The 24,958-nt window shown below is 62.1% G+C and carries 22 protein-coding genes; 2 read left to right on the forward strand and 20 right to left on the reverse strand.

Annotation, left to right across the window (positions count from 1 at the left end):
- Positions 1 to 3 precede the first annotated feature (3 nt).
- The 11 genes from ACSZPK_RS11735 to ACSZPK_RS11785 all read right to left on the reverse strand — a co-directional run bounded on the left by ACSZPK_RS11735 (position 4) and on the right by ACSZPK_RS11785 (position 14,087).
- On the reverse strand, positions 4 to 735 hold the full coding sequence (locus ACSZPK_RS11735) for a sulfite exporter TauE/SafE family protein (protein ID WP_437881638.1): 732 nt from the start codon (positions 733 to 735) through the stop codon (positions 4 to 6).
- A 245-nt stretch (positions 736 to 980) separates the two neighbouring features.
- Positions 981 to 2,609: a GMC family oxidoreductase gene (locus ACSZPK_RS11740; RefSeq protein ID WP_437881639.1), complete on the reverse strand. Its 1,629-nt coding sequence runs from the start codon at positions 2,607 to 2,609 to the stop codon at positions 981 to 983.
- Positions 2,610 to 2,709: 100 nt separating this feature from the next.
- Positions 2,710 to 3,951 carry an OprD family porin gene (locus tag ACSZPK_RS11745; protein ID WP_437881640.1) on the reverse strand — a complete coding sequence of 414 codons (1,242 nt, stop codon included), beginning with the start codon at positions 3,949 to 3,951 and terminating at the stop codon, positions 2,710 to 2,712.
- 137 nt (positions 3,952 to 4,088) lie between these two features.
- Positions 4,089 to 4,802 (reverse strand): ABC transporter ATP-binding protein, encoded by a 714-nt coding sequence (locus ACSZPK_RS11750; protein ID WP_437881641.1) that lies wholly within the window; start codon positions 4,800 to 4,802, stop codon positions 4,089 to 4,091.
- Positions 4,802 to 6,484, reverse strand: coding sequence for a branched-chain amino acid ABC transporter ATP-binding protein/permease (locus ACSZPK_RS11755; RefSeq protein WP_437881642.1), 1,683 nt, complete (start codon positions 6,482 to 6,484; stop codon positions 4,802 to 4,804). The genes ACSZPK_RS11750 and ACSZPK_RS11755 overlap by 1 nt, the downstream gene beginning before the upstream one ends.
- Positions 6,468 to 7,334 carry a branched-chain amino acid ABC transporter permease gene (locus ACSZPK_RS11760; protein WP_437881643.1) on the reverse strand — a complete coding sequence of 289 codons (867 nt, stop codon included), beginning with the start codon at positions 7,332 to 7,334 and terminating at the stop codon, positions 6,468 to 6,470. Before ACSZPK_RS11760 ends, ACSZPK_RS11755 begins: the two co-directional genes overlap by 17 nt.
- 40 nt (positions 7,335 to 7,374) lie before the next feature.
- Positions 7,375 to 8,547, reverse strand: coding sequence for an ABC transporter substrate-binding protein (locus ACSZPK_RS11765; protein WP_437881644.1), 1,173 nt, complete (start codon positions 8,545 to 8,547; stop codon positions 7,375 to 7,377).
- A 925-nt stretch (positions 8,548 to 9,472) separates the two neighbouring features.
- The gene (locus ACSZPK_RS11770; RefSeq protein WP_437881645.1) at positions 9,473 to 10,693 is read right to left on the reverse strand and encodes a multidrug effflux MFS transporter; all 1,221 of its coding nucleotides are present in this window, start codon (positions 10,691 to 10,693) and stop codon (positions 9,473 to 9,475) included.
- A 27-nt stretch (positions 10,694 to 10,720) separates the two neighbouring features.
- The gene (locus ACSZPK_RS11775) at positions 10,721 to 11,668 is read right to left on the reverse strand and encodes a helix-turn-helix domain-containing protein (RefSeq protein ID WP_437881646.1); all 948 of its coding nucleotides are present in this window, start codon (positions 11,666 to 11,668) and stop codon (positions 10,721 to 10,723) included.
- 44 nt (positions 11,669 to 11,712) lie between these two features.
- A complete protein-coding gene (locus tag ACSZPK_RS11780) occupies positions 11,713 to 12,486 on the reverse strand; it encodes a 2-keto-4-pentenoate hydratase (protein ID WP_437881647.1) in 774 nt (257 codons plus the stop codon).
- Entirely contained in the window at positions 12,483 to 14,087 is a 1,605-nt protein-coding gene (locus ACSZPK_RS11785; RefSeq protein WP_437881648.1) for a bifunctional 3-(3-hydroxy-phenyl)propionate/3-hydroxycinnamic acid hydroxylase, read from the reverse strand. Before ACSZPK_RS11785 ends, ACSZPK_RS11780 begins: the two co-directional genes overlap by 4 nt.
- Here ACSZPK_RS11785 and ACSZPK_RS11790 point away from each other — a divergent pair.
- Positions 14,086 to 14,184: a hypothetical protein gene (locus tag ACSZPK_RS11790; protein WP_437881649.1), complete on the forward strand. Its 99-nt coding sequence runs from the start codon at positions 14,086 to 14,088 to the stop codon at positions 14,182 to 14,184. The genes ACSZPK_RS11785 and ACSZPK_RS11790 overlap by 2 nt on opposite strands.
- 43 nt (positions 14,185 to 14,227) lie before the next feature.
- On the opposite strand, the gene ACSZPK_RS11795 is transcribed toward ACSZPK_RS11790, so the two are convergent.
- Genes ACSZPK_RS11795 through ACSZPK_RS11825 form a run of 7 tightly spaced genes read right to left on the reverse strand, consistent with a single transcriptional unit; the run spans position 14,228 to position 21,079 of the window.
- Positions 14,228 to 15,067 carry an alpha/beta fold hydrolase gene (locus ACSZPK_RS11795; protein WP_437881650.1) on the reverse strand — a complete coding sequence of 280 codons (840 nt, stop codon included), beginning with the start codon at positions 15,065 to 15,067 and terminating at the stop codon, positions 14,228 to 14,230.
- Between the two features lie 27 nt (positions 15,068 to 15,094).
- On the reverse strand, positions 15,095 to 15,697 hold the full coding sequence (locus ACSZPK_RS11800) for an amino acid synthesis family protein (RefSeq protein ID WP_437881651.1): 603 nt from the start codon (positions 15,695 to 15,697) through the stop codon (positions 15,095 to 15,097).
- Between the two features lie 14 nt (positions 15,698 to 15,711).
- Positions 15,712 to 16,161: a VOC family protein gene (locus ACSZPK_RS11805; protein ID WP_437881652.1), complete on the reverse strand. Its 450-nt coding sequence runs from the start codon at positions 16,159 to 16,161 to the stop codon at positions 15,712 to 15,714.
- Between the two features lie 10 nt (positions 16,162 to 16,171).
- The gene (locus ACSZPK_RS11810; RefSeq protein ID WP_437881653.1) at positions 16,172 to 17,209 is read right to left on the reverse strand and encodes a glycosyl hydrolase; all 1,038 of its coding nucleotides are present in this window, start codon (positions 17,207 to 17,209) and stop codon (positions 16,172 to 16,174) included.
- Positions 17,210 to 17,219: 10 nt separating this feature from the next.
- Entirely contained in the window at positions 17,220 to 18,014 is a 795-nt protein-coding gene (locus ACSZPK_RS11815; RefSeq protein WP_437881654.1) for an SDR family NAD(P)-dependent oxidoreductase, read from the reverse strand.
- Positions 18,015 to 18,040: 26 nt separating this feature from the next.
- Positions 18,041 to 19,531, reverse strand: a complete 1,491-nt coding sequence (locus tag ACSZPK_RS11820; RefSeq protein ID WP_437881655.1) for an aldehyde dehydrogenase family protein — start codon at positions 19,529 to 19,531, stop codon at positions 18,041 to 18,043.
- Between the two features lie 3 nt (positions 19,532 to 19,534).
- Positions 19,535 to 21,079 (reverse strand): acetolactate synthase large subunit, encoded by a 1,545-nt coding sequence (locus tag ACSZPK_RS11825; RefSeq protein WP_437881656.1) that lies wholly within the window; start codon positions 21,077 to 21,079, stop codon positions 19,535 to 19,537.
- A 256-nt stretch (positions 21,080 to 21,335) separates the two neighbouring features.
- On the opposite strand from ACSZPK_RS11825, the gene ACSZPK_RS11830 reads away from it, so the two are divergent.
- Positions 21,336 to 22,100, forward strand: coding sequence for an IclR family transcriptional regulator (locus ACSZPK_RS11830; protein WP_437881657.1), 765 nt, complete (start codon positions 21,336 to 21,338; stop codon positions 22,098 to 22,100).
- An 83-nt stretch (positions 22,101 to 22,183) separates the two neighbouring features.
- Here ACSZPK_RS11830 and ACSZPK_RS11835 read toward each other — a convergent pair whose 3' ends face one another.
- Positions 22,184 to 23,512: a hypothetical protein gene (locus ACSZPK_RS11835; RefSeq protein WP_437881658.1), complete on the reverse strand. Its 1,329-nt coding sequence runs from the start codon at positions 23,510 to 23,512 to the stop codon at positions 22,184 to 22,186.
- Between the two features lie 91 nt (positions 23,513 to 23,603).
- Positions 23,604 to 24,953 carry an aminotransferase class III-fold pyridoxal phosphate-dependent enzyme gene (locus tag ACSZPK_RS11840; protein ID WP_437881659.1) on the reverse strand — a complete coding sequence of 450 codons (1,350 nt, stop codon included), beginning with the start codon at positions 24,951 to 24,953 and terminating at the stop codon, positions 23,604 to 23,606.
- Positions 24,954 to 24,958 lie beyond the last annotated feature (5 nt).

Below are 24,958 nucleotides of genomic sequence, written 5' to 3' on the forward strand. Positions count from 1 at the left end.
CGATCAGAGCATCGCCGCGACCAACAGGTGCCCTCCCAGGAGCAGCAGGCCGACGAAGAACAGGCGGCGAAACATGGTTTCATCGAGACCATGGCGAATCCACTGGCCTGCCTGCAAGCCGGCGATGGCCGGAATCAGCATCACGCAGGACAAGCCGATGTTGCCGAACTCCAGCCCGCCGTTGAAGTACAGGCCGATGCCCAGTGCGAGGGTCGAGACGGTGAACGACAGCCCCAGCGCCTGGATCAGCAGTTCCTTGCCCAGGCCCAAGGCCTGCAAGTAAGGCACCGCCGGAATCACGAACACGCCAGTGGCCCCGGTGATCAGCCCTGTGATGCTGCCGACGAGCAGCGAGAAGATCCCTTCACGACGCCCCGGCTGCGGAGGGCGAAACGAACCCAGGCCGAGCATGCCATAGACGAACAGGCAGGCGCCCAGGGCGGCAGGTACCCAGCCGCTGGCCGAGTCAGCCAGGAATGGCACGGTGACCAGGGTGCCGCAGAAGATACACAGCATCATCGGCCACAAGCGCCTTGCCAGCGGCCCGATTGCAGGCCCGGCGAACAGTTGCCAGAGGTTGGTCACCAGCGATGGCAGCAACAATAGTGCTGCAGCCTCGACCGGCGTCATCAGCAGCACCAGAAGGCCCACCGCGATGGTCGGCAAGCCCATACCCAGCACACCCTTGACCATCCCTGCGAGAAAGAACACGGCCAGCGCGAGTATCGTTTCCATGGTGATCTCCAAACACATCAATGCCGCCATCATTGCCTTGGCAAAATCAGCAGAACATCGGTATTTGACGAACACCAGGTTAGTCCGGGACGAAGGATGGCCGCTGGCCGGGTCTGATCGCTCAGCCAACCGCGTGCGAGTATCTGTACATCGAGCATGGCCTACCTGAGCGGCCCGCTGCTCAGCCTATCAGCGATCTGACGACAGGGCGCCCGCCGAAGCCAACAGGCGTCCTTTGCTCAAGGTCAAACAGCGGTTCGTACAGACGCTGCCTTGGCGGCCAGGATGAACTGTGCCCCTCTCTCGCCGATCATCACCGCAACGGCATTGGTATTGCCGCTAGGCACCTGCGGGCAGATCGACAAGTCGACGACGCGCAAGTTGGGAATGCCATGTACGCGCAATGAAAGATCGGTGACCGAGGTCGCCGGGTCGACGCCAATGCGGCAGGTGCCGCCAGGGTGGTACACGGTCTTGATATCGCGCCGCACGAAAGCCTCCAGGGCGGGCAGGTCATCGATATCGATACGTTCCGGCACCGTGACCGCCTTGATCAGTCGTTGCAAGGCCGGCATGCGCAGCATCTTCAGCCCCAGTTGCACGGCGCGGACATGACCGGCGAGATCATCGGGATGGTCGAGGAAGTTGGCGTCGATCTCGACCAGCGCCTGTGGGTCCGCACTGCGCAAACGCACCTGGCCACGGGACTTGGGCTGCAAGTGGCCAACCTTGATGCTGATGCCATGAGCATCGGCAGCGGCCTTCTCGCCCGGTGTGTTATCGAAGTTGTCGAGCACCGGCAAGAAGTGCAGTTGGACATCCGGGCGCCCCTGCCTCACGGTGTCGACGAAGGCACCACCTTCGAGCACGTTGGAGGTGAGCACACCAGTACGGAACGCCAGCCACTGGATGCCATGACGCAGCGCCTTGAGCCCCTTGTCCTCGCCGAACAGGCTATTGCTGCCGCGAATGCTGGCGTTCAGCGAAACGTGCAGATGGTCATGGAAGTTCTCTCCGACCGGCAGATCGGCTTTGACCTCGATACCCAGCGCTTGCAGATGCTCTCGCGGTCCTATACCTGACAGCATGAGCACCTTGGGGCTGCCGAAGGCGCCGGCACTGACCACCACCTCCTGGCGGCAACGAACCGTCTGTGCGGCGCCATCGCCGATGCTGAAGACCACACCAGTCGCCCGTTCGCCATCGATCACCACCTTGTGTACCAAGGCCTCGGTCACCACCTCGATATTCGGGTTGTCACGCACTGCCGCCAGGTAGGTACGTGAGGTACTGCCCCGCGTGCCATTGAAGGTGGTGGTCTGGTAATAGCCGACGCCCTGCTGCGAGGCACCGTTGAAATCGTTCACATAGTCCAGCCCGTACTCCTGGCCGGCACGTACGAAGGCCATGGTCAGTGGGTGGCGGTAGCGGTTCTCGCTGACCTTGAGCAAGCCTTCCTGGCCATGGTATTCGCCGGCCAGGCTTTCATTGCTTTCCGCCTGCTTGAAAAACGGCAGCACGTCATCGTAGCCCCATCCCGGACAGCCCCATTTCTCGACCCAGTCGTCGTAGTCCTGGCGCTGGCCGCGAATGTAGATCATGCCGTTGACCGAACTGCTGCCACCCAGCACCTTGCCCTGGGCGATCAACAGCTCACGCCCGTTCGCCTGCTTCTGCGGCGTGGTCATGTAAGGCCAGGACTTGCTCTGGAATACCTTGAGACCACCGCCCGGCATGACATGGAACAGGCTCTTGTCGTGCCCGCCCGCCTCCAGCAGCAGAACCGTGCCGGCCTTCTGCCGGATCAGTTGAGAAGCCACGACGCAGCCGGCCGAGCCAGCGCCAATCACGATGTAGTCGTACTCGTCTTTCATTACCCGCACCTCGATGAGACACCGGCCATGCCTCGCGAACGAAGGCATGGCCGGCACGATCACGACGCCAGAACCACGGGCTCTGGCAACGCAGTTTTGGTTACCAGAATTTCCAGCTGTAGCTGGTGATCAAACGGTTTTCATCCCAATCCGAGACGTACTTCGATTTCACCGTGATATTGCGGTAATCGAAGCTGAGCCCTTTCAGCGGCCCGTTCTGCAGGGTGTAAGCCAGGCGAAAATCCCGCTCGCTCTCCGTACCGTCGTCCATGCCGACGCCCAGATCGATGTCGCTGCCGTGGGTGTAGCTGGTGCCGAAGATCAACCCCTGAATGCCGATTGCGCTGAAGTCGTACTGATAGCGCACGCCCCAGGAGCGCTCCTGCGGCAGGATGAAAGGCACGTTGTTCCAGTGCACCAGATAAGGCTGCGGGATATAGCCATTGAGCGTAGGAAAGACCGTGTCGCCCAGCACCCGCTGATAGCTCAGACCGACTTTGTGCCCGCCCTTGAGCAGGGTGAACATCGCCCCGTAGGTGCGGTTGTCGATGGCACCGGTCAGCGCATCGCCCTCTTCGTTGTTATTGAAGTAGCGCAGGTCGGTGAGCAACGTGTAGCCAGCGCCCAGTTCCTGGGTGTGCTTCAGGCCGACGTAGTGTTGCTGGTAGATGTCCTCGACCACGCCGTAGAAGTAGGACAGATCGAGCTGCGGGGTCACGCTGTAGGTGGCGCCGACGAAGTTGAGGCCATCGCTGTCCAGGTCGTCGCTGGTGCGATAGCGATAGAGCTTCTCGTGGTTGGCAGACTCGCGCGTCACCACCGACCAGAAGCGCCCGCCGGTCAACACCAGACCGTCGATGTCGCGCGACTCCAGCACCGCGCCCTGATAGATGGTATCCAGTTGGCGGCTGTCATCATCCCAGGCGACGGGCAAGCGCGGGCGCATGTCGCCGACCTTGAGTTCGGTCTTCGCATAGCGGATCTTGGCCGTTGCCCCGGCACGGCTGTAGTTGTCCACCGCGTCACCGTTGCGATCCAGCGGCAACGAACCATCGTCACCGTGGGCGTCGAGCGTGAAGGCGTATTGCACGTCCACATCCAGGCCGAACTGCAAGGGGCCTTCGGTGTAGCCAGAAATGAATTGCAGATCGAAGCCCTGCGACCAGCTGCCTTCGTCCGCCACGGCGGCATCGGACTTGGTGTAGTTGCGATCCAGATAGAAATTCTTCATATCCAGGGTCAGATGGCTGTCATCCAGATACGCCGCCTGGGCGAATACGGGAAGCATGCCGATGACCCCAACGCATTTGATACGGGTGAAAAGACACTCGAACCGAAACATGTGCCACTCCTATGAACGTTGTCATGTGTTGTTCATGGCAGTTCGAGGACAAGCCTCGAAAAAAACGCAAAGCAGCATCCGTCGCCTGTTGCAGAACAGGCTTGTCGTTATGGGTGTTGGGTTACTCGGGAAACGGCCTAGGCGCTCTGCGCTCCCAGATAGGCCTGATGCAAACGCTGCGGGTCGGCACGCAACGCCGCACAACCTTCGCTCAGCGCGCAGGCGCCATGGACCAGAATCACCGCCTGGTCGCCAATCGCCAGCGCTGCGGTGGCGTACTGCTCGACCAGCAGGATCGCCATGCCGCTGTGCTTGAGCCGTTCGAGCAGCGGCAGGAAACGACTGACCACGATGGGCGCCAGACCGAGCGACAGCTCGTCGATGAGCATCACCTTCGGGTCGCGAATCATCGACCGGGCGATGACGATCATCTGCTGCTCGCCGCCCGACAGCATGCCCGCCGCCGTGTTGAGGCGTTTACGCAACTCCGGGAAGACTTCCAGGCTGCGCTCCATCGCACGGTCGGCCTGCTCACGGTTGGCGCAGGCCGCTCGCAGGTTATGTTCCACCGATAGGTGAGAAAACACCTGGCGCCCCTGTTCGACATAGCTGATCCCGGCCTTGACCCGCTCCAGCCGTGACAGCTCCTGAACGGCCAGGCCGTCGAGGCTGATGCTGCCACGGCTGACCGGAATCACCCCGCAGATGGCATCGAGCAAGGTGCTCTTGCCACCACCGTTGGGCCCCAGCAACACCGTGATCTCACCACTGGGAATGTCGAACGACAGGTCACCAATGATCACCGCCCCGCTACGCTCGACCTGCAGGTTTCTCAGTTCGATACCTTTCATCATGCTGCTCCCAGATAGGCTTCGACCACGCGCGGATCGGCCAGGGTGGTGTCGACCGCGCCGCGTGCCAGTACCTTGCCGAACTCGAGAACGATCAGCTCGCTGCACACCGAGCGAATCAGTGCGATGTCATGCTCGATCAGCAGCACCGTGCAGCCAAACAGCTCGGGCAAGCGCCGGATCACCTCGGCCAGGTTGTCCGATTCGAGGGCGCTCATGCCGGCGGCCGGCTCATCCAGCAACAGCAGGCCAGGCCTGGACATCAGCGCCGCGGCGATCTCCACCAGACGCCGCGTGCCGACATCCAGCAAACCGATGTAGGCATCGGCCGGTGGGCAGGACAAGGTCATCAGGATGCTGTCCAGCAACGCGGCATCGTATTGCCCGAGACTGGCCAGGCGCACGTATTGACGAATGGTCAGCTCCGGCACTGCGCGCCCTTGCTGGAAGGTGCGACGCAGCCCTCGACGAGCCCGTGCACTGGCGGACAGCGCACCGATCTCATGGCCACCCAGGAGAATCTGGCCGCCCTGAATCGGCGCGAAGCCACTGATGACATCCACCAGCGACGACTTGCCCGCACCATTGGGGCCGACCAGCCCGGTGACCTTGCCTGGCTTGAGCGAGAACGAAACGTTATCCAGAGCGACCACCGCGCCGTACTTCAAGGTCACGGCATTCAGATCCAGGCTGGCAGCCTTGCTCGTTGCCTGGGTCTGATCTGCCTGCAACGGCTCGCCCCGGGCCACGCTGCCTGGCTGTAGATCACTGCGTGGAAACAGCCCTTTGCCATGCCCAGACAGCGCATAGATCGCGCCGATGGCGAAGATCAGGTTGGCAATGTCCTTCCATTCCCCCAGCCCCAACGCCGTCAGTGCCTGGGGCGTGAACCAGGTGAGCAGCCCGGCGACCAATGCTCCGCTGAGGAAACGCGAGCGCGCGAGAATGGCCAACGCGAACAGAATCAGCGAGGCGATGGGTTCGAAGTTGTTCGACGTCACACTGCCCAGTTGCAACACCAGCAGCACGCCGGAAACCCCGGCGATGAAGCCACCGAGCATGAAGGCCAGCAGCTTGCCCACCGCCACATTGATGCCCAGCGATGCGGCGGCCCGCTCGCTGTAACGGGCGGCGAACCAGCCTGCGCCAAGTGGGCGCTGCTCGATCCAGACCACCAGGCGGCCAATGGCGATCGCCAGGGCGATGGCGAACCACAACAGCCGCGTGTCCGTGCCGATCCAGTCGGGCCGCTCGAAGCTGTCGCCCTCCAGCGCACCGGGAAATTCGACGCGGGTCAGTACGATGTTGATCGCCAGGGCGAAGGCCAGGGTGATGATCGCCAGGTTGATGCCGCGTACGCGCAGCGTCGGCAGCACGATCAGCAAACCGACCAGAGACGCCGCCAGGCCACCGAGCAACAGCGTCAGCAGCACTGGCGTCTGCGGCAGGTGTACGCTGATCCACATCGCCACCCAGGCCCCGACGCCACTGATGCCGACCTGGCACAAGGAAATGATGCCGGCCCGCTCGGTCGTCACGCCGATGCTCAGGCAAAGCAGCGCAGTGATGATCACCGAGGTGAACAGAAAGGCGTAGTACGGCGCAACCCAGGGGCAGATGAGTGCCAGGGCGATCAGCAACAGATCGCCACCGAGCCCGTAACGCTTAAGCACGTTGGCCATCCCATTTATCCTTGCGTTTGGTCCAGCAGAGAATGAGGACGATCACCGGCAGGTAGATCGTCTGTGCATAGGGCGCGGTCGACGACCAGGACAGTGCCGCAGCCTCGAATATCCCCAGCAGCAGCCCGCCCAGCAGGGTCGTGTAGAAACTGCTGAACGCGCCGATCAACGCCGCGCACAGCGCCGGGATGATCAACAGGCTGAGGGAGATGTAGTTCGCGTTGCGCGCCGAGGACGCCATGATGATCAGCATCGCCAGGGCCGAGATGCAGCCGGCCATGGACCAGATCAGCACGGTCAGGCGGCTCGACGGAATGCCGATCAGCTCGGCCGTCACCGGCTTGGCGGCGAAAGCCTGCAGCTTGATACCCGTGTGACTGCGGTTGATGTAGCGATTCAACGCCACCGCCAGCAGTATCGACACGGCCAGCGACACCAGCAGTCCGTTGCTGACGTACACCCCGCCGAGGCTGATGCCCGGCCCGTCGAACAGCGGTGGCGATGGCCGCGGGCGGTCACCGAAGATACGCGTGCCAATCGACAGGTAGCCGATCATCAGCGCAATCGCTGCCGACGAGCGCACACCCACATCGGCATCCTTGAACCAGCGCGCCATGATCACGCCCGAAAACGCTCCAACCAGGCCACCGACCAGCACACCGATGGAGGCCGCCACCCAGACCGGCACCTGTAGATCGCACAGCACCAGCACCACATAGCTGCCAAGCAGGCCGATAGCGGTCTGGGCAAAGTTGACCACACCGCCCATCCGCGCCAGCAGCGTGACGCAAAGGCCAAGGGAAGCGTATGCCGCCCCGATGACCAACCCTGAAACAACGGTCTCGAACATATCCTGACTCCACCTGAAGATCAGCCGGCTCGCGCCTGGCTCAGTTCGCCGCGATACGCACGAAGTCCGGAGTCACCGTGGTCCAACTGCCGTTTTCGAGCTTGACGAACTTGGTCGCGGACGACTTGACGTGATCGGCGTCCAGGCCGAAGTCCAGCGGCTGCCCCATCATCGGGTTGGCCATGGCGTTGTTGCCGGTGGCCGCACGCAGGGTTTCAGTCAGGCTTTCCCGAGTGATCGGCCCTTCGACACGCTTGAGTGCCTCGACCATCAAGGTGGCCGACAGGTATCCGCCCTGGGCGAACGAGGAATGGGCGACCTTCGCTTCGGTCATCAGGGTGCGCCAGTCGTCCAGCACGTGGCTGTCGCCCAGGAACGGCTCGTATTCGGAGTTGGCATACACCTCACCCTTGAAGCCGGCTGCCGCCCTGGCAAAGCCCGAGGTGTAGGCCGGGGTCATGAACACCACGGTGGTGTCGGTCATGCCCTGCATTTCCATGGCTTTGAGCCAGGCGAGGTCCATCTGCTCGGCCCCGGAGAAAATGATCGCATCGCAACCGGCAGACTTGGCCCGCAACACGTGCGGCGTCATGTCATCGTTGGGCAGCACACTGGTGTCGAGCAATGCGACCTGCTTGCCGATCAAGCCCTGGTACTGCTTGATCGCCCACTGGTTGCCAGCCGCATGAGCCGGAATGCCCAGCAGGAAGGTGCAGACCTTTTCTTTCTTCAATACCTCCGAAGCGAAAAACAGGGTGGCCACGGTGCCACGGGCCGGACCGACGCTGACCGGAGCGAAAGGCTTCTGCTTGTAGCAGGAGAACTCTCCGGCGACACCGGGAATGGAAAGTACGCCGCGCTGCTTGTACAGGTTGGCGTTCACCACGCAATCCTGCAGGCTCGCCGAGCCGGCGAAGGCGACGACGTTATTGGAGTCCACCAGCTCCCGCCCCGCCTGCGCCGTGGCGCCTGCCTCGCCCTTGTCGTCCTGGACCATGTATTCGATCTTGCGGCCCTGGATGCCGCCCTGCGCATTGACCCGGTCGAACACCGCGCGCGCCGCAGCGGATGATTCGGGCAGGGTCATCGCACCGGACAAGGTGGCCAGGGCGCCGATGCGAATGGGCTCATCGGCCATGGCCGCCGTGCTGGCAGCCAGTCCACAGGTCACGGCGAAAGTCAGTTTTTTCAACAAAGCGGTCGCGTTACTCATATTTTTCTCCGAAATCGCGAAATCAGTCAGCAGATGCCGCGCCTCGCCCTGTCTGGCGAGATCGACGGCGCTGTGGCACACAGGCTTCTACGGGGGAAATCGTGAGTTCAGTCACTCGGAGTAGATAATTCGGTTTTTTTAGTTAAAAAAACAAAATAAAAACAATTAAATTATCAACATGCGAGAAAAACAGAACACAAATGACCTTTTGCATGAAGCAGGCCATAGGGCTTGGATTCGCAAATAAACAGGAGAAATGAGACTGGAGATTTAAAAACAACCCGCTCTGTAAAAAATGGGGAACCCATTCTCAAATTACGCGACTTTTACCGTTCTATTTCGATGCACAGGCTCCAAAAAAGAGCCACAACGGTGCACGCCGGGCGGCACGTGGATACGAGCGGAAACAGGCGTCACTTCCACGCAGATCGGGATAAGAACCTGTTCACGATCTCTCCGAGCCCGTTCTAATGGCGGCTTCGAGGGGCGGGCTTCGTGCGATGACCGTTATTACGCGATGTGTTTAGCCGTCATTCCCGCGAAGGCGGGAACCCAGAAGCGCCTTGTTATTGGGCTCCCGCCTTCGCGGGAGTGACGTAAATAATCCCAACGTCCGCTTGTGCCCCGACGCTGCCTGAGAAGCCGATCTGAGATCGTGCGATAACCGATCCTACGCGGTGTGTTTAGCCGTCATTCCCGCGAAGGCGGGACAGCAGCTCCATCGCTGAACAGCGCTTGCGCTGGCCCGAAGGGGAATCAACCAGAAGTGCCTTGTTATTGCGCTCCCGCCTTCGCGGGAGTGACGTAAATAATCTCAACGTCTGCTTGTGCCCCAACGCTGCCTGAGGAGCCGATCTGAGATCGTGAGCAGGTTCGAAGAGGAAAGGCCCGATGGATGACACCTGCCACTACGACAGGCGAACGCTCAACGCAGCGCCAGTGACTTACCTGCCAACTCACGCTGGCAGGAAAAATGCCGGATACCGACATAGCAAAGAAGGCTGCCGAGGCCGCTGAAACCAATGATCAGGCACATGGCAAGCGGAGTGCCATCGGAGAGCAGGCTGACCAGCCCGTTGAACAGCGCCCCGCACGAGAACTGCAAGGAAATCGCCAGTCCTACTGCGGCACCGGCATTGCGTGGAAACAGGGCCATCAGGCTGGCGATGCAGTTGGCACCGATCAGCCCGCTGATGCCCATGTACAGCACGACGCAACAGACGATAGAGACCGGCTGGGCCCACCCCGTCGCACCAATGGCGATCAATGCCAGGCCAGCGACTGCCGCGACCAGGCTGCCAATGCCGAGCAAATGCTGAGGCCCCAGGCGTCTGACCAGCCTGGCGTTGAGGATGGTCGCCAGAATGATGCCGATGATGTTCAACCCGAACAGCCAGCTGAACGCCCGTGGCGAAAACTCGAAGTAGTGGATGAACAGGAACGGAGAAGCGGTGATGAAGGTGAACATGCCACCAACGGACAGGCCCATGCTCAGGATATAAAGCAGCGCCAGAGGATCGTTGAAAACCGTCAGGTAGTGCCCGAACGACGCGAGCACCGAGCCTGTCCGCTGTGACGGCGGCAGGCTCTCATCGAGCAGCCGCACGGTCGCGATCAGGCAGACGCCTCCCAGCAACAGCAATACGACGAAGATGGCCCGCCAGCTATGCAGCAGCACCAGATAGGTGCCGAGAATCGGTGCCACCAGGGTCGCGCTCATGGCGATCACATGCATCAGCGAGAGAATCCTCGCCGCGTCCGACAATGGATACAGATCCCTGACCACAGCCCTGGCGAGCACCAGCGCCCCGGCACCACCCAGCGCCTGAAGAAAACGCAGGGCGATCAGTTGCTCGACGCTGACGACCAGAATGCAGCCCGCCGACGCCACCATATAAATCATGATGCTGGCCAACAGCAGGCGCCGACGACCGTAACGATCAGAAAGCGGGCCATACACCAGCATGCCCAGACAAAGCCCCGCCAGGAACACGCCGATGGTCCATTGAACCTGCGTATCGTCGGACGCCAGCGCGCGGGCGATATCAGGCAGGCTCGGCAGATAGGTGTCGATGGAAAGCGGTACGAAGGCAGCCAGTACGGCAAGCAGTACGATCAACGTACGCGGCCTGTTTTCTAACGTCATGCAGTGATCACTCGAAAAATGAACGCATCAACACTGGGCACGCCGGGTCTCCGAAGGGTATTCACCGAACAGCTCTCGATAGTTGCCGGAGAAATGGCTCAGGTGATAGAAACCCATCTCCGCCGCCACCTCACCGATGCTGCATTCCTCGACATAACTGTTCATCAGGCGGCGACGTACTGCGTTGAGACGCAGGTTGCGCAGGTACTCGACCGGGCGCGTGCCAGTGACGACCTGAAAACTGTTCTGCAGGGTCCGGCGGCTGACCCGAAGCCGATCGCACAAATCCAGCACAGTGAGAGGCGTATCGATGCTGGCCAGGGCCAGCTCCTGGCTTCTCTTGACCAGGTAGGAACTGACAGTGAGGTTGCTCTGCCGCCCACAGTGCTCATCCCTGGCGCTGTTGAACAGGTCGAGAAAGATATCCAGCAGAGTGTCCTCAAGCAGTTGCTCGGCGGCGGCACTCAGGTCCGCCCGGCCTTGCACCAGGTATTGGAACGTCGGATGCAGACGCTGCTGGATGCGCTGCAGCACGGAGTCCGGCACCTTGATCTGCGACACCGTGTTCAGGCGCTGCAGTTGCTCTTGTGGCAGCTCCAGCGCTGCCAGCTTGGCGAAGCGGAGCATGTCGACATTCACGGCGAAGAAACGGATGCCCTCCGGCGCGTGCAACACGAACTCTTCGCCATCTCTCAGGATCGCCACACTATGGGTACCCACCTCGTATTTCTGAACCACGGGGGCCCGGCCGACATCCAGGGACATGGCAATGCACAGCCGCCCCTGGGGGGCGAAACCATGCTGCACCACGCGTTTGTCCAGTACTTCCTGGAACATCTGAAAACGATCCGATGAAATCTGCCGCAATTCGCTGGACAGGCTGCCACGGCCCAACTGGTCGTATACCTGCCGCCATCCCAGAATGGAGCCAGCATGCTGTTGCGGGTCGGTGAAAGATCGGACTTCTGCGAACATATCGGTTTCGCTCCACGCGGGTCCGTCAGGCTGATCGTTTCCGTTCAGTCAGCCTTCCGGCAGAAAGCCAAAGCCAGTTCCATGCCAAGCATTTTCAAGCTGTAGCGCCCCGGCAGGATCTCCATCGGCGGCAATAAAGCCCCCGAGAGAATCACCTGACCGGCGCGTAAACACTGACCGTCGGCCAGAAGGCGCCGGACCAACCAGCACAGCATGCTCAAGGGCGCCTCTTGGGTGAGGCTGCTGAGCCCACTGCCAATCTCCTCGCCATCACGCGTCAGGTGAAACTCGACCTGAGCGTGTCGCTGCGCATCGAATGGCTGCGCGGCGGACAGGCAATAAAGGGCCGCGGCCGCGTTGTCGGCCAGAAAGGCGCCAGCACCGAATCGCCAGCCCTGCCAGCGGCAATCGGCAATTTCGAATGCCAGTGCCACGCTGGCGACGGAAGAAAGAATGTCAGCGTCGCTGCACGCGCTATCCACACGCTCACGCCCCAGTATCAGGGCCAGCTCGATCTCCAGCTTGGGCTGGATCAAACGGAACAGGTCCACGTCCTGACCCGCTTGCAGTGACATGCTGTCGGTCAGCGCGCCGTAGACCGGTTCGACGAGGCCGAAGCGACGCTGTGCAGCTTCACTGGCGAAGGCGATCTTCCATCCGGTCAGGCGTTCCTGGCGAGCTTCGCGCAGTTGCAGCGCATTGCGCTGCATGAAGTAGCCAGCCGTCAGGTCGAGTGAGTCCGCATCGATAGCCGGCAACGGTTCGCAGCAGGCCTGCGCCCGCAGCAGACGCTGCGGCAGGTCGGCCAGAGCCGTCATGACAATTGCCTCTGAAGCCTGGCCAGCACACCTTCCAGGCGCTCGGGCGTAGTGATCGCCGCGACGAAACGATCCGGGCGAACGATGACGATGCTGTCGCGTACCTTGGCGAACCAGTTGCCCAGGCGATTATCCACGTCCTCGATGCTGATCGCACCGTCAGCGCTCAGCGGCTGATGGCGCGCGCCACTGCGCGAACGGTTGATCTGAATGAAGCGGGCGTCCCAGCGTTTCCAGTAGGCCTGCGCCTCTTCGCTCAGGGCTTCTGCAGGGTTGACCCGATAGCCCAGCACGGCATAAGAGTCGCCGAGAATGTCATCCAGCCGGCATTTCTTGCCGTCGTGATCCTCGACGAAAGGCTGGATGAACAACTGGCCGACCAAGTCGCCCTCACGCAGTTCTTCACGCTCGTGGTGCACCAGGCCCTTGATGATCGTCGCCTTGGGCTTGAACTTGAACTCCAGCAGGTGCGAACGCAGGTTATCGACGGTGTTGACCGCCTGGAACAGCCAGTCGCGCACGCCGGCCATCAGCGGGTTGGTCAGGCCCAGTACCGCGCCCATGTTGTCGGCCAGACCGATCAGGTCAGTGGCATGACCACGGCGCTCCACGTCATAGCTGGCGATGATGTTCGGCGATGCGCGGCCTTGCAGCACCGCCACCAGCTTCCAGGCCAGGTTGGCAACGTCGCGCAGGCCGGAGTTGAGGCCCTGCCCGGCCCAGGGCGGAGAAATGTGTGCAGCGTCGCCAACCAGCGCCACACGCCCCTCGACGAAGCGTGCCGCCACGCGCGAGTTGTGGGTGTAGGCGCGAATACGGACGATCTCCAACTCGTCGACGGCATCGCCGATATGTCCACGGATCAGGCCGCGAATGGTGGCTTCTTCGCACATCCTGGCCTCGTCCTCGCCTTCCTTGAGCATGAACTCCCAGCGGCGCTGCCGGTACGGCAGGTAGATACACACGAAGGGCCGCTCGGGGTCGGCATGCAGTGCCGTATAAGGCGCATCGAGTGAATCGTTGGTGACGTCGACCACCACCCACTTGCGTGGATGAGTCATGCCCAGCAGTTCGATGCCGAGCTTCTTGCGCACGCAGGAGCGGCCGCCATCGGCACCGATCACATACTGTGCGTGCAGCTCGTAGGGTTCGCCATCGGCGTCCTTGACCTGCAAGGTCACGCCCTCCTCGTTCTGACTGAGATCGAGCATTTCGTGCCCCAGGCGCAGATCGACGCACTCATGGCGCTCCAGCTGTTCACGCAAGGTGCCTTCGAGCAACTGCTGCATGAAGATGTTGCGCATCGGCCAACCGTATTCGGCAACCGTCGGCTTGACCTCGGCGAAGCACACGCCACGGGCGTTGTAGTAACGCAGCGGGACGTCGCAGATCATGTCGCGCACGGCGATGTCCGCAACGCCAATGCCCTGCAACACACGCAATGCCTCGTCATCCATACCCACTGCACGTGGATACGGGAGGATGCCCTCGGCCAGTTCCAGCACCACGCAGTCGATGCCATGCAACCCCATGTAATGGGCTGCCGTGATGCCGTTCGGCCCTCCGCCGACGATTACAACCTGAGTCGTCTCGCGTTTCATGCTCTCTCACCAGTCTTCTTATGATTACGTTGGATGCCCGTCATGCCGAGCTCTCCCTGGAGCCCGCTGCCGTTTTGCCAGAGATGCCTCGATGTGATGGGTATCGCTTCGTTCCACCCATCCTACTTGCTGCTTTTCCGCTAGCCTTGCTGCGCCCTCAGAAACTCGCCGACGACGCGGTTGAACACAGCCCCCTGATCGTCGTGCACATAGTGGCTGGCATCGGCGATTTCCACCGCACGAACATTGGCATTGCTTTGCTGCATCCGCTCAAGGGTCGCTGGCGGCAGGAAATCGGAGCGTCCGCCACGGACAAACAAGGTTGGGCAATCCAGGCTGTGTACCGCCGGCCACAGATCGGTCGGTTCGATGCTCAGGCGCGCCTCGGCGATGCCCTGCTGGTCATACCGCCAGTAGATACCGTTGTTGGTTTCTTTCATCGAATACTTCAGGCGCGACGCCAGGCCTTCGGCCGACAGACCGGGACGCGAGCGCTGCCAGAAATCACGAGCGCTATCCCAGTCGGCGAACCAGGTTGGTGTTTCACGCATCTCACGGCGAATACGCTCCGCGCCATCACCGACGCTCGATGAGCCCGGCCCGATGTCCTCGATCACCAGCGCGGTCAGTCGACCGGGATGCTGGCGTGCGTACTCCAGGGCGTTGGCGCCCCCCAGGGAATGGCCAACCAGCATGAAACGCCCGAGGTGCAGGTAATCGACCAGATCCTCCAGATCCTGCACGTAGTAGTCGGTCCGGTAGGTATGGGGTTCGGCCCAGTCACTCAGGCCACGACCACGCTGATCGAGGGCGTAGACACAGAATTCGTCGCCCAGCGCTTCGGCCAGCGACTCCCAGGTCTGCGCGTAGGCGCGCAGACCGTGGAGCAGGATGACCGGGGTCGCATCGAGCCTGCCCCACTGCAGGACATGCAGGGGAAGCAGATTACGGTTATGGAAGAAAAAGCTTTTCGCAGACATCACGGTGCTCCCCGCCCGGTAACAACATCAGGTCAAACCGTTATCACCTTTGATCGCATCGGCACTCAGCCCGCCCAGGCGCGCATGCAGGCGACCACGGGTGGCGAAGGCCCAGATGATGATCACTTCGTCCGGTGCCGGACCGTCGCCGAAGGAGACCGACACTGTGTCGTAGTGCGAACGCACGTACAGCGCGTCCTTGTGCGCCAGCGGCACATCGATGGTCACGCCGGGCGCACCGCGCTTGCCAGTCGACGGCACCCACGACTTGCCGCCGCCCAGGGCGGCACGCACCGGGTCGGCAGCCGGGTTGGTGAGAAAAGCATTGCCATGCTCGTACTCGCCGTTGGTACCGACCAGGCAGGCCTTGCCGTAGCTGATCACCTTGCGCCCGGCGGCCAGAGCCTGGATACGGCGACCGAACTCATGACCCAGCTCCGGCGAAGCACCGATCAGTTCGTCGAGGCTCTCGCTGAAACGGCCGGCATACGGGTTATGGATCGCCGCTGCAATCACGTATTTGAACAGCGGCTCGCCATCGGCCAACTGGCCACTCTCATTGGCCAGGGTTTCCTCGCTGAAGCTGTACCACTTGCGAATGTGATAGTTGGCGAAATTCTTGGTTTTCATCATGCGTTCCTGAATCAAAGGGGGTCGAGGTCGAAGTGACGGCTGGGCGCGCCGGCGGCGCGGAAGCGCTCCTTGGCCCGTGCATCGTCGTGTTCGGTTTCGAGGAAGAACTCCAGGCGATTGCCATCGGGATCGTTGAAGTACAGGCCGTTGCCGATTTCATGGTCGGTGATCTTTACGATCTCGACGCCCTTGCTCAGCAACATGCCGTAGAGCTGGCGCAGGGTGGTCATGTCACCGGCGATTTCCAGGCCGTAATGCTGTAGCCCCAGGCCGCCCTGGTGCGCGCCAGGCGCGGCCTTGATCAGGGCGATGTCATGGTGCTTGCTGCCGAAGGCCATCATGATCCAGCTCTCGCCACGGGCGCTTTCGTGCATGCCCAATACATCGGCGTACCAAGGTGCGGACACCTCCGGATCGGTGACGAACAACGACAGGTGGGTACGGACGATCTCGATTTTCATCGCCTAGTCCTCACTTCTTGATGACGGATGTATGCCCGGCCTTGATCTGCGCAACCGCTGGGGTCCACAGCACATCGGCGATCTCGCTGAACTCGCGCCACTGTTTCTGCCAACCGTTACCGCCGTTCTCCGAGGTGAACAGATGGCCATACTTGGTGCCGGCCAGCATCTGCTTCGGGTTGGCCGGGTTGAAGGCGATGGCCCACACGCAGGAGTTGGGTTGCTGCGACAGCGGCAACACTTCCCAGGTCGCCGCGGCGTCACGCGAGATCAGCACCTTGCTGGTAGTACCCGGCGTACCGTCGGAAATGCTCAGGTACAGGGTGTCTTCGCTACCCAGCGGGGCGTTGAGCACACGTACGTAATACAGGCCGAAGGCTTCCGCACCGATGATGCCGGTCCAGGTCGCGCCTTCGTCGAAGCTGCGGTAGATGGCATTGACGCAGACCACCACGATGACTTTCTTGCCGTGGTTGGGCAGCACCACGATGTTGTGGATGTCCGAGTTGTAGTCCCACAGCAGGCGGTCGTCGATACGAGTGAAGGTCTCGCCACCGTCACGGCTATGGAAAAGACCGCCCTCCTCCAGGCCGAACCAGACTTGCTGGCGGTCGGTCGGGTCGTAGGCGAAGGCCAGCAGGCGCGGCTTGCTCACGCCATCGCAGAACTCGGGGATCTCCACCGGTACGCGATACCAGTTGACGCCACCATCGAGGGTGCGCCACAGCACGGCACGCGACGGCGCGCCCGTGCCGACGAAAATGCGCTGCGCATCGTTGGGATCGACCGCGACTTTCCATACGGTCTCACCGTTGAATGGCGAGTCGATGCGGGTCCACTTGCCACCGACATCCCGGCTGACGCACAGGCCGACATCGGTGCCGGCATAGATCACGTCCGGCTCGGATGGGGACATGCTCAGCGAGCGGGTGATCGCGTCGAACTCGATATCCTGGCCCAGGCCCAGGCGGTGCCAGGTCTTGCCGTCGTCGGCGCTGCGTATCACTGCCTGGCCGACAGTGGCCACCAACAAGGTTCCATTGCTCATGATTGCCTCCTCAGATAAAGATGCCGCGGGTCAGGCCGCCGTCGATACCGATGGATTCGCCCGTCACAGCGCCGGCTTTCGGCGACGCCAGGAAACCGATCAGCCAGCCCATCTCGATGGGTTGCAGCGTGCGGCGGATCGGCGTGGCGTCGATGTAGCCCTGCTCGACCTGCTGCGGGGTCTTGCCCTGTTTCACGCCTTCGCGCTCGTACAGTTCCTGGATGTGCGGGGTGTCGACCACCCCGGGGTGGATCAGGTTGACGGTGATGCCCGATGGGCCGAGCTGGTCAGACAAGGTCTTGGTCATGTGGGCGATGGCCAAGTTGCGCATGCCCGACAACACCTTGCTGCCACGGCCGGTGAGACCACCGATGTTGATGATGCGACCGAAGCCCAGCTCCTTCATGTGCGGGGTCACGGCCTTGGCGCAGCGGAAGTAGCCGATCACCTTGGTGTTCATGTCCGACAGCAGTTCGTCGTCACCGGCGTGCTCGATGTCGTTGCGCACCACGCCGGACGGCGCGGCGGCACCGTTGACCAGAATGTCGATGCGGCCGAAATGCGCCTTGGCCTGCTGGACCATCTCTGAGACGGCCCCCATATCGTTGGTGTCGCAGAACAGCGGCAGCACTTCGTTGCCGGTTTCGGCGGTGATTTCTTCTGCCGCAGCGCGCAGGTACTCCATGCGCCGGGCACAGATCACCACCTTGCAGCCTTCCTGGGACAAGAAGCGCGCGACTTCCTTGCCGATGCCCATGCCGCCGCCGGTGACGATGGCCACGCGGCCATCAAGTTGCAGATCCATGTTGACTCCTCTTGTAGTTAGTCAGGTCAGGCGAGATCGACGAAGACGCTTTTGGTCTCGGTGTAGGCGTCGATCACGTGCTTGCTCATTTCCCGGCCCCAGCCGGATTGCTTGTAGCCGCCGAAGGGCGAGGCTGGATCGACCACGTTCCAGCAGTTGATCCACACCGAGCCGGCCTTCAGTTGCGCCGCCAGGCGATGAGCGGCGCGCAGGTCATTCGTCCACAGGCCGGCGGCCAGGCCGTAAGGCGAGTCGTTGGCACGCTGGGCGAGCTCGTCGACGTCGGACCAGCTCATCACCGTCAGCACCGGGCCGAAGATTTCCTCGCGGGCCACGCAGGCACGCTCGGCGCGGTCGAGGAACACACTCGGCTCGATGAAGTGGCCATGCTCCAGATGCTCGGGGCGCTTGCCGCCACAGATCAGCTCGGCGCCCTCTTCCACGCCGCGCTGCAAGTAGCCGCTGACCATGCCCAGTTGGCGTTCGGAAACCAGCGGGCCGAGCGTGGTCGAGCTGTTCAGGCCGGAGCCGATGACATGAGCGGCAGCATGACGGCGCAGCTCGTCCAGCACCTGGTCGAGCACCTTTTCATGCACGTACAGACGCGATGCGGCCGTGCACACCTGGCCCTGGTTGTAGAAGATGCCGTCGGCCGCACCCTTGGCTGCGCGAGCGATATCGGCGTCCGGCAGGATGATGTTCGGCGACTTGCCGCCCAGCTCCAGCGAGACCTTCTTCATGTTGCCGGTCGCCGCCTGGGCGATCAGCCGGCCGACCTGGGTCGAGCCGGTGAAGGCGATCTTGTCGACATCGGCATGGGCAGCCAGCGGCGCACCGGTACGCATGCCGAAGCCGGTGAGCAGGTTGACCACGCCAGCCGGGAAACCAGCCTGCTCGATCAACTGCACCAGGCGCACCGCCACCAGCGGTGTCTGCTCGGCTGGCTTGAGCACGGCGGTGCAGCCAGTGGCCAGGGCCGGGCCGAGCTTCCACACACACATGGTCAGCGGAAAGTTCCACGGCACGATCAGGGCACACACGCCCACAGGCTCACGCAAGGTGTAGTTGAGCATCGGCGCACCGCTCGCCGGCGAGACCGGCACGGTGCTGCCCTCGATCTTGGTCGGCCAGCCCGCGAAATAGCGAATGATGTTCGCCGCGCTGGCCGCTTCGCCCCGCGCGTTGGCGATGGGTTTACCGTTTTCCAAGGTGATCAGTTGCGCCAGCTCCTCGGCATGGGCATCGATCAGTTCGGCCAGGCGAAACAGCAGATAGCCGCGACGGGCCGGCGTCTCCCAACGCCACGGGCCTTCGAAGGCCGCCCGGGCCGCCGCAACGGCGGCGTCCACATCAGCTTCGTCACCGTCGGCCACCTGGCAGATGGTTTGCGCGGTGGCCGGGTTCTCGACGGCAAAATGCCGGCCCTTGGCGGCGTCCTGCCATTGACCGCCGATGAACAGGCGCTTGGGCGAGGCCAGGAATTCGCGGACAGCAGGCAGCAGTTGAACGTCACTCATGGTTCACAGCTCCATTTCGATCAGGCACGGCGCAACCGAGGCGATGGCGCGGGCCAGTGCCTGTTGCAATTCGGCGTTGGTGCGCACGGTATTGGCCGGTACGCCGTAGCCCTTGGCCAGGGCTTTCCAGTCCACGCGCGGACGATCCAGCTCAGTCAGGGCCAGCGCTTGCGGGCCGAACTCGGTGACGCCATAACGGCGCAGTTCGTTCTGCAGGATCGCGTAGCGGTGGTTGGCCGCGATCAGGATCACCACCGGCAGTTGTTCGCGGGCGATGCTCCACAGGGTCTGGATGGTGTATTGCGCGCTGCCGTCCGATTGCAGGCAGAACACGGTATTGCCGCGCTCCGCCAGGGCCGCGCCGAAGCCGGCGGGGATGCCCTGGCCGATGGCGCCGCCGGTGTTGGTCAGCACGCGATGACGCGCAGCGCCTGCCGATGCGGTGAAGAACGGGTAGCCGCAGGTGCCGCCTTCGATGGAAACAATGCAGTCATCGGTCAGGGCGGCAGACAACACGCGACCGACCGACTGCGGCGTCAGGCGCTCCTCCGCTGTCGGCAGCTCGATACCTTGCGCAGTAGGCACGTAGGCTGGCGCTTGCAGGGCATCGGCCAATGCACTCAAGGCGCCGGCCACATCGTCGCCGACGTCGGCCAGGAACAGCAGGCGATCACGCTCGGCCAGGCGCGAAGGAATGCCTTCATAACCGAAGTAACTGATCGGCTCCGGCACGCCGGCACAGACCACCAGGTCGTACTGGTCGAGGATTTCGATGGCGACTTCTGGGAAATAGGGCAGGCGATCCAGGTCCGGCAGACCGCCGCCCCGATGACTGACGCGCGGGAAGGTTTCCGCGAACAGCCGCACACCCGACAGGTTGGCCAGCCGCCCGGCAGCCTCCAGCCCCGCAGCCGAAAGGCCGCCATCGCCGACAATGAACACCAGGCGCTTGCCGGCCCGCAGCTCACTGACCACCTGCTCGACCTTGTCGCCGGCGAAACGCCGCACCGGCGCCTGCAAGGGCGCAAAGCGTGCGGCCGCCTCGCTGACCGGATTGGCTTGCAGATCCATGGGCAGGATCAGGCTGGCGATCTGGCCACGAGGCTGCCAGGCAGCCTGCACGGCGCTCTGGAAATCCTCACCGACCCGCTCGGCGCTGCGCGACGTGCGTACCCAGCCGGATACGGCACCGGCCAGGGCTTCGATATCACTGGCCAGTGGCGGATCGTAATTGACGTGCCAGGAAGCATGATCGCCGATCACGTTGACGATGGGCGTATTGGCCCGGCGCGCATTGTGCAAGTTGGCGATGCCGTTGGCGAAACCCGGCCCCAGGTGGGTCAGGGTCAATGCCGGCTTGCCGGCGATCCGGCCATAACCATCGGCGGCACCGGTGCATACCCCTTCGAACAGGGACAGCACGGGCTTGAGCGTGGATGTTCCAGCGAGTGCGGCTACCAGGGGAATCTCGGTGGTTCCCGGATTGGCGAAACAATACTCGACCCCGCTGGCAGCGGCGGCCTTGATGAGTAACTCGGCACCATTCATTCGTCTGCCCTCACAGGCTTGCGTTATTTTTGAGATTTATTTCACTTTAAAAAAACCATTACAACGATTTTTTATTAAATTACTCAAAATACGAGACAAATGAGATTTTAAAGGGTATTTTCTCTCAACCTTAAATTGCCACTGAATGGGGCACCGCGCCTGAACACAGGGCACGCATTGCCCCCTGAGGGTGCCCAGCCAGGGCAGGAACCACGCAAGAAAGAGCCGCGCCATTGCGGCACCTTGGAGACATCACATGAGCAGCTTGAGCAAGACCCTCGCCGTACTGGATCTGTTCGGCCACCAGCAGTTGCAGGTCGACCCGGAGACCATTGCCACCCGCATGAGGCTGTCACGCGCCACGGTCTATCGCTATGTGAAGGATCTATGCGAAGCCGGCCTGCTGACCCGTGTCGGTGCAGGCAGCTATGGATTGGGGCCGAGGATCATCGAACTGGACTGGATGATGCGGCAGTACGACCCGATTCTCAGTGCCGGTCGCGAACTCATGCACGGGCTGTCGAACGAGACCGGCCTGGCGGTATTCGCCAGCGTTTTCTACGACGGGCACATCATCAACACCTACATCGCAGAACCCACCGACACTTACCACTTCTCGTTCGGGCGCGGGCACCCGCTACCCCTGTTCCTCGGCGCCCAATCGAAAGTGCTGGTGGCCTACCAGAAAGGCAAACGCCTGCAAAAATTATTCGAAGAAATCGCCAGCGACCCGGAACATCCCTACAGCACCTGCAGTTGGTCGGAGTTCGCAAGGATCGCCAAGAAGATCCGCAAGGACGGTTATTGCATCACCCATGATGAGCTCAACCTCGGCCTCACGGGTATCGCCACACCGATCATCAGCGTCGACGAGAAGGAAGTGGTCGGCAGCATCTCTGCCGTGGGCACGACCAGCAGCTTCAAACTGCTGCGTCAGGAAACCGTGCGCGACATGCTCATCGAAACCGCCGGACAGATCGCCATCAACATGCATTCACAGCGATCCACGCCACAGGCATGACAAAGATGGCCGCCCACCAGGGGCGGCCATGCGGCCAAGGAGCGTGAGAGTGACGCCGCGAAAATTATCGGACGGCTGCCCGATCAGAACGGTACGACGAAGATCAGTTGGCTGTAGACGTTGGTGCCGTTGCCGCCGACCTGAGAGCCAACGGTCTCGTTGTCCCGCTTCGGTTTGTAGAGACCAACCAGCGGGCTGATGATCAAGTGATCGCTGACCGCCCATTCGGCATAGAGATCCAGCTCCCGGGCATCCAGATTCTGCACATGGCGGTCATGCAAGGTGCTGAAATCGAAGAACAGCGCGCCCAGGGTCAGACGCTCCAGCGGCGTGACCTTGACCCCAAGGTGATGGATGCCGGTATTGGTGTTGAACGGGCCGGCATAGTTGGACGCGACCTCGCCCTGGAACCAGGTGCCGAGCCCCGTGCTGAGGCCGGTGAACAGTGAGTCCCAGCCGCCGGAGTAACGGGTATAGCGATAGGTCAGGCTGGGCGACCAGGCCACATCCGCGAAGCTATAGCCGGCCTCGGCGTACCAGGCTTTCTCGGCGCCGGCCTCTTTGTCTTGCCAGGCATACTCAAAGGCGAAGCTGGCATTCTCGATGCCCGCATCGCCTTCACCACGGATGCTGTAGACATCCATGCCATCGCGCTGGCGCTTGAAGTCGTCAGCCCACTGATCGGCGACATCCAGGCCATGGATATAGGTCAGGCCCAGCGTGCCGGCCTGGCCGGTGTAGTCCAGGGTGCCTCCCGCTAGAGAGGTTTCCACCTGGGCCCGGTTGTCGGACTTGAGCCAGAATGCACTGCCATGCAGGCCGTCCTGCCCACCGAGGCGCAGCACAGCGGTACGGTCGAAAGCGTGACGGGCCGCGATGTAATAAGCACCGCCCCGATTGAGATCACCTTCCAGCGGCCCTTTACCCAGGTTCGGGCCATCGTCGTTGATCAGAAAGCCACGGCCGAGCTTGACCACCTGGCGACCGAAGGAAAAGTCCACACCGTCCTGGCCCAGTACCGGAAACAGATCGGCGGAGCGCCAGCCCAGATAGGCGTCCTCGACCTTGGTGGTGCGCTCGGAACCATCGGTGTTACCAGCGGCATCCCCGTCACCCCAGGTCGCAGAGCTGACCAGCGCGAAAGCACCGTAGACGCTCCCCGCGCGCGCCAACCCCTGGTCGCCACTCACCCCGTACTTGATGAAACCTTCGCGCCAGCTCGAACCACCGGAAGTACCGTCATAATTCTTGCGACTGTTCATCATGCCGAAGACCGCGAGCATGTCGGCATTCAGGTGCGTGTCGTCATCGGCATACAGCTCGTAGGCGTTGGCCTGGCTGGCCAGACCGATTGCCAGGCTCAATGCAAGGCCTCCTGCGCTGATGTGCGCAAACAGATTTCGTTGTTCCATGATGAGGCTCCCCAGGACGTTTCAGTGTCGTTCTTGTTTATTTCACGCAGCAGGCCGCCGGGCGGCAGTCACCCCAGGCAACATTCAGGTATCAGCGTTGGCTGGAAAAAGCAGCGTCCAGGGCGGACACCATCGTCTCGGCCTCGCCACAGGTCAGGGTCAGCGGCGGTGACAAAATGATCTTGCTACCCACCGGACGCACCAGCACACCCTCGCGGCGCACGGCATCGGCCACCCGTGCGGCATAGCCGTCAGCGGGGTCGAGCGGCTGACGGGTACGCTTGTCGGCCACCAGGTCCAGGGCAATCATCAAGCCCTTGCCGCGTATCTCACCGATGACGTCATAGCGTTCACCCAGCGGTTGCAGGCACGCCAGCAGATGCGCACCGACCGTTGCCGCATTGCCTGGCAGGTCCTCGGACTCGACGATATCCAGCACCGCCAGTGCAGCTGCGCAGGCGGTCGGATGACCGCTGTAGGTGTAGCCGTGCATGATCACATTGCTGAAGCCGGGACCGTTTTCGATGGCGTCGGCCACGCGCTGGTTGAACACCGTCGCCCCCAGCGGGATGTACCCGGCGGAAATGCCCTTGGCCAGGCACAGGATATCCGGCGCCACGCCCCAGCCACGGCTGCCCAGCATGCAGCCGGAGCGACCGAACCCCGTGACCACTTCGTCGGCGATCAGCAGAATGCCATGGCGGTCGCAGATGTTGCGCAGATGCGTCCAATAGGTTTCTGGCGGCACGATCACCCCGCCCGCGCCCTGCACCGGCTCTGCGATGAATGCGGCGATGCTCTGTGCGCCAAGGAAGGCGATCTGCTCTTCGAGCTGGCGCATGCAATGCTCGACCAATTGCTGCGGGTCGCGGCAATCCCAGGGGTTGCGGTACAGCCAGGGCGTATCGAGCTGGTAGCAGCCCGCCAGCAACGGTCCATGGTTGTAGTGATAAACGCCATTGCCGCCAACCGATGTGCCGCCCATGTGCACGCCGTGGTAGCCATTGCGTAATGACAGAAAGCGCGTGCGGTTTGGCTGGCCACACGCGATCCAGTACTGACGGGCCATTTTCAGTGCGGTTTCCACCGCATCCGAGCCGCCGGAGTTGAACAGCACGCGGCTCATGCGCTCCTGAGCGAACATCGAGGTCAGACGCTCGGCCAGGTCGAATACCCGTGGGTGGGCGATGCCGTCGAAGGTCTGGTAGTAGGCGAGCTCGTCGAGCTGGGCGGCAATCGCGGCTTTCACTTCGGCGCGGTTATGGCCGATGTTGACGTTCCACAACCCACCCACGCCATCGAGCAGACGATTACCGTCGATATCAGTGATGTAGTTGCCATCGCCACGGGCAATGATCAGGGTTTTCTGTCGGTTACCGGCAGCGGAAGAACTCATTGGATGCCAGAACTTCTTTTCCATGCCTTGGTACTTCTCGAACATGGCTG

Source organism: Pseudomonas sp. LRF_L74 (genome assembly GCF_965644255.1).
GTDB lineage: Bacteria > Pseudomonadota > Gammaproteobacteria > Pseudomonadales > Pseudomonadaceae > Aquipseudomonas.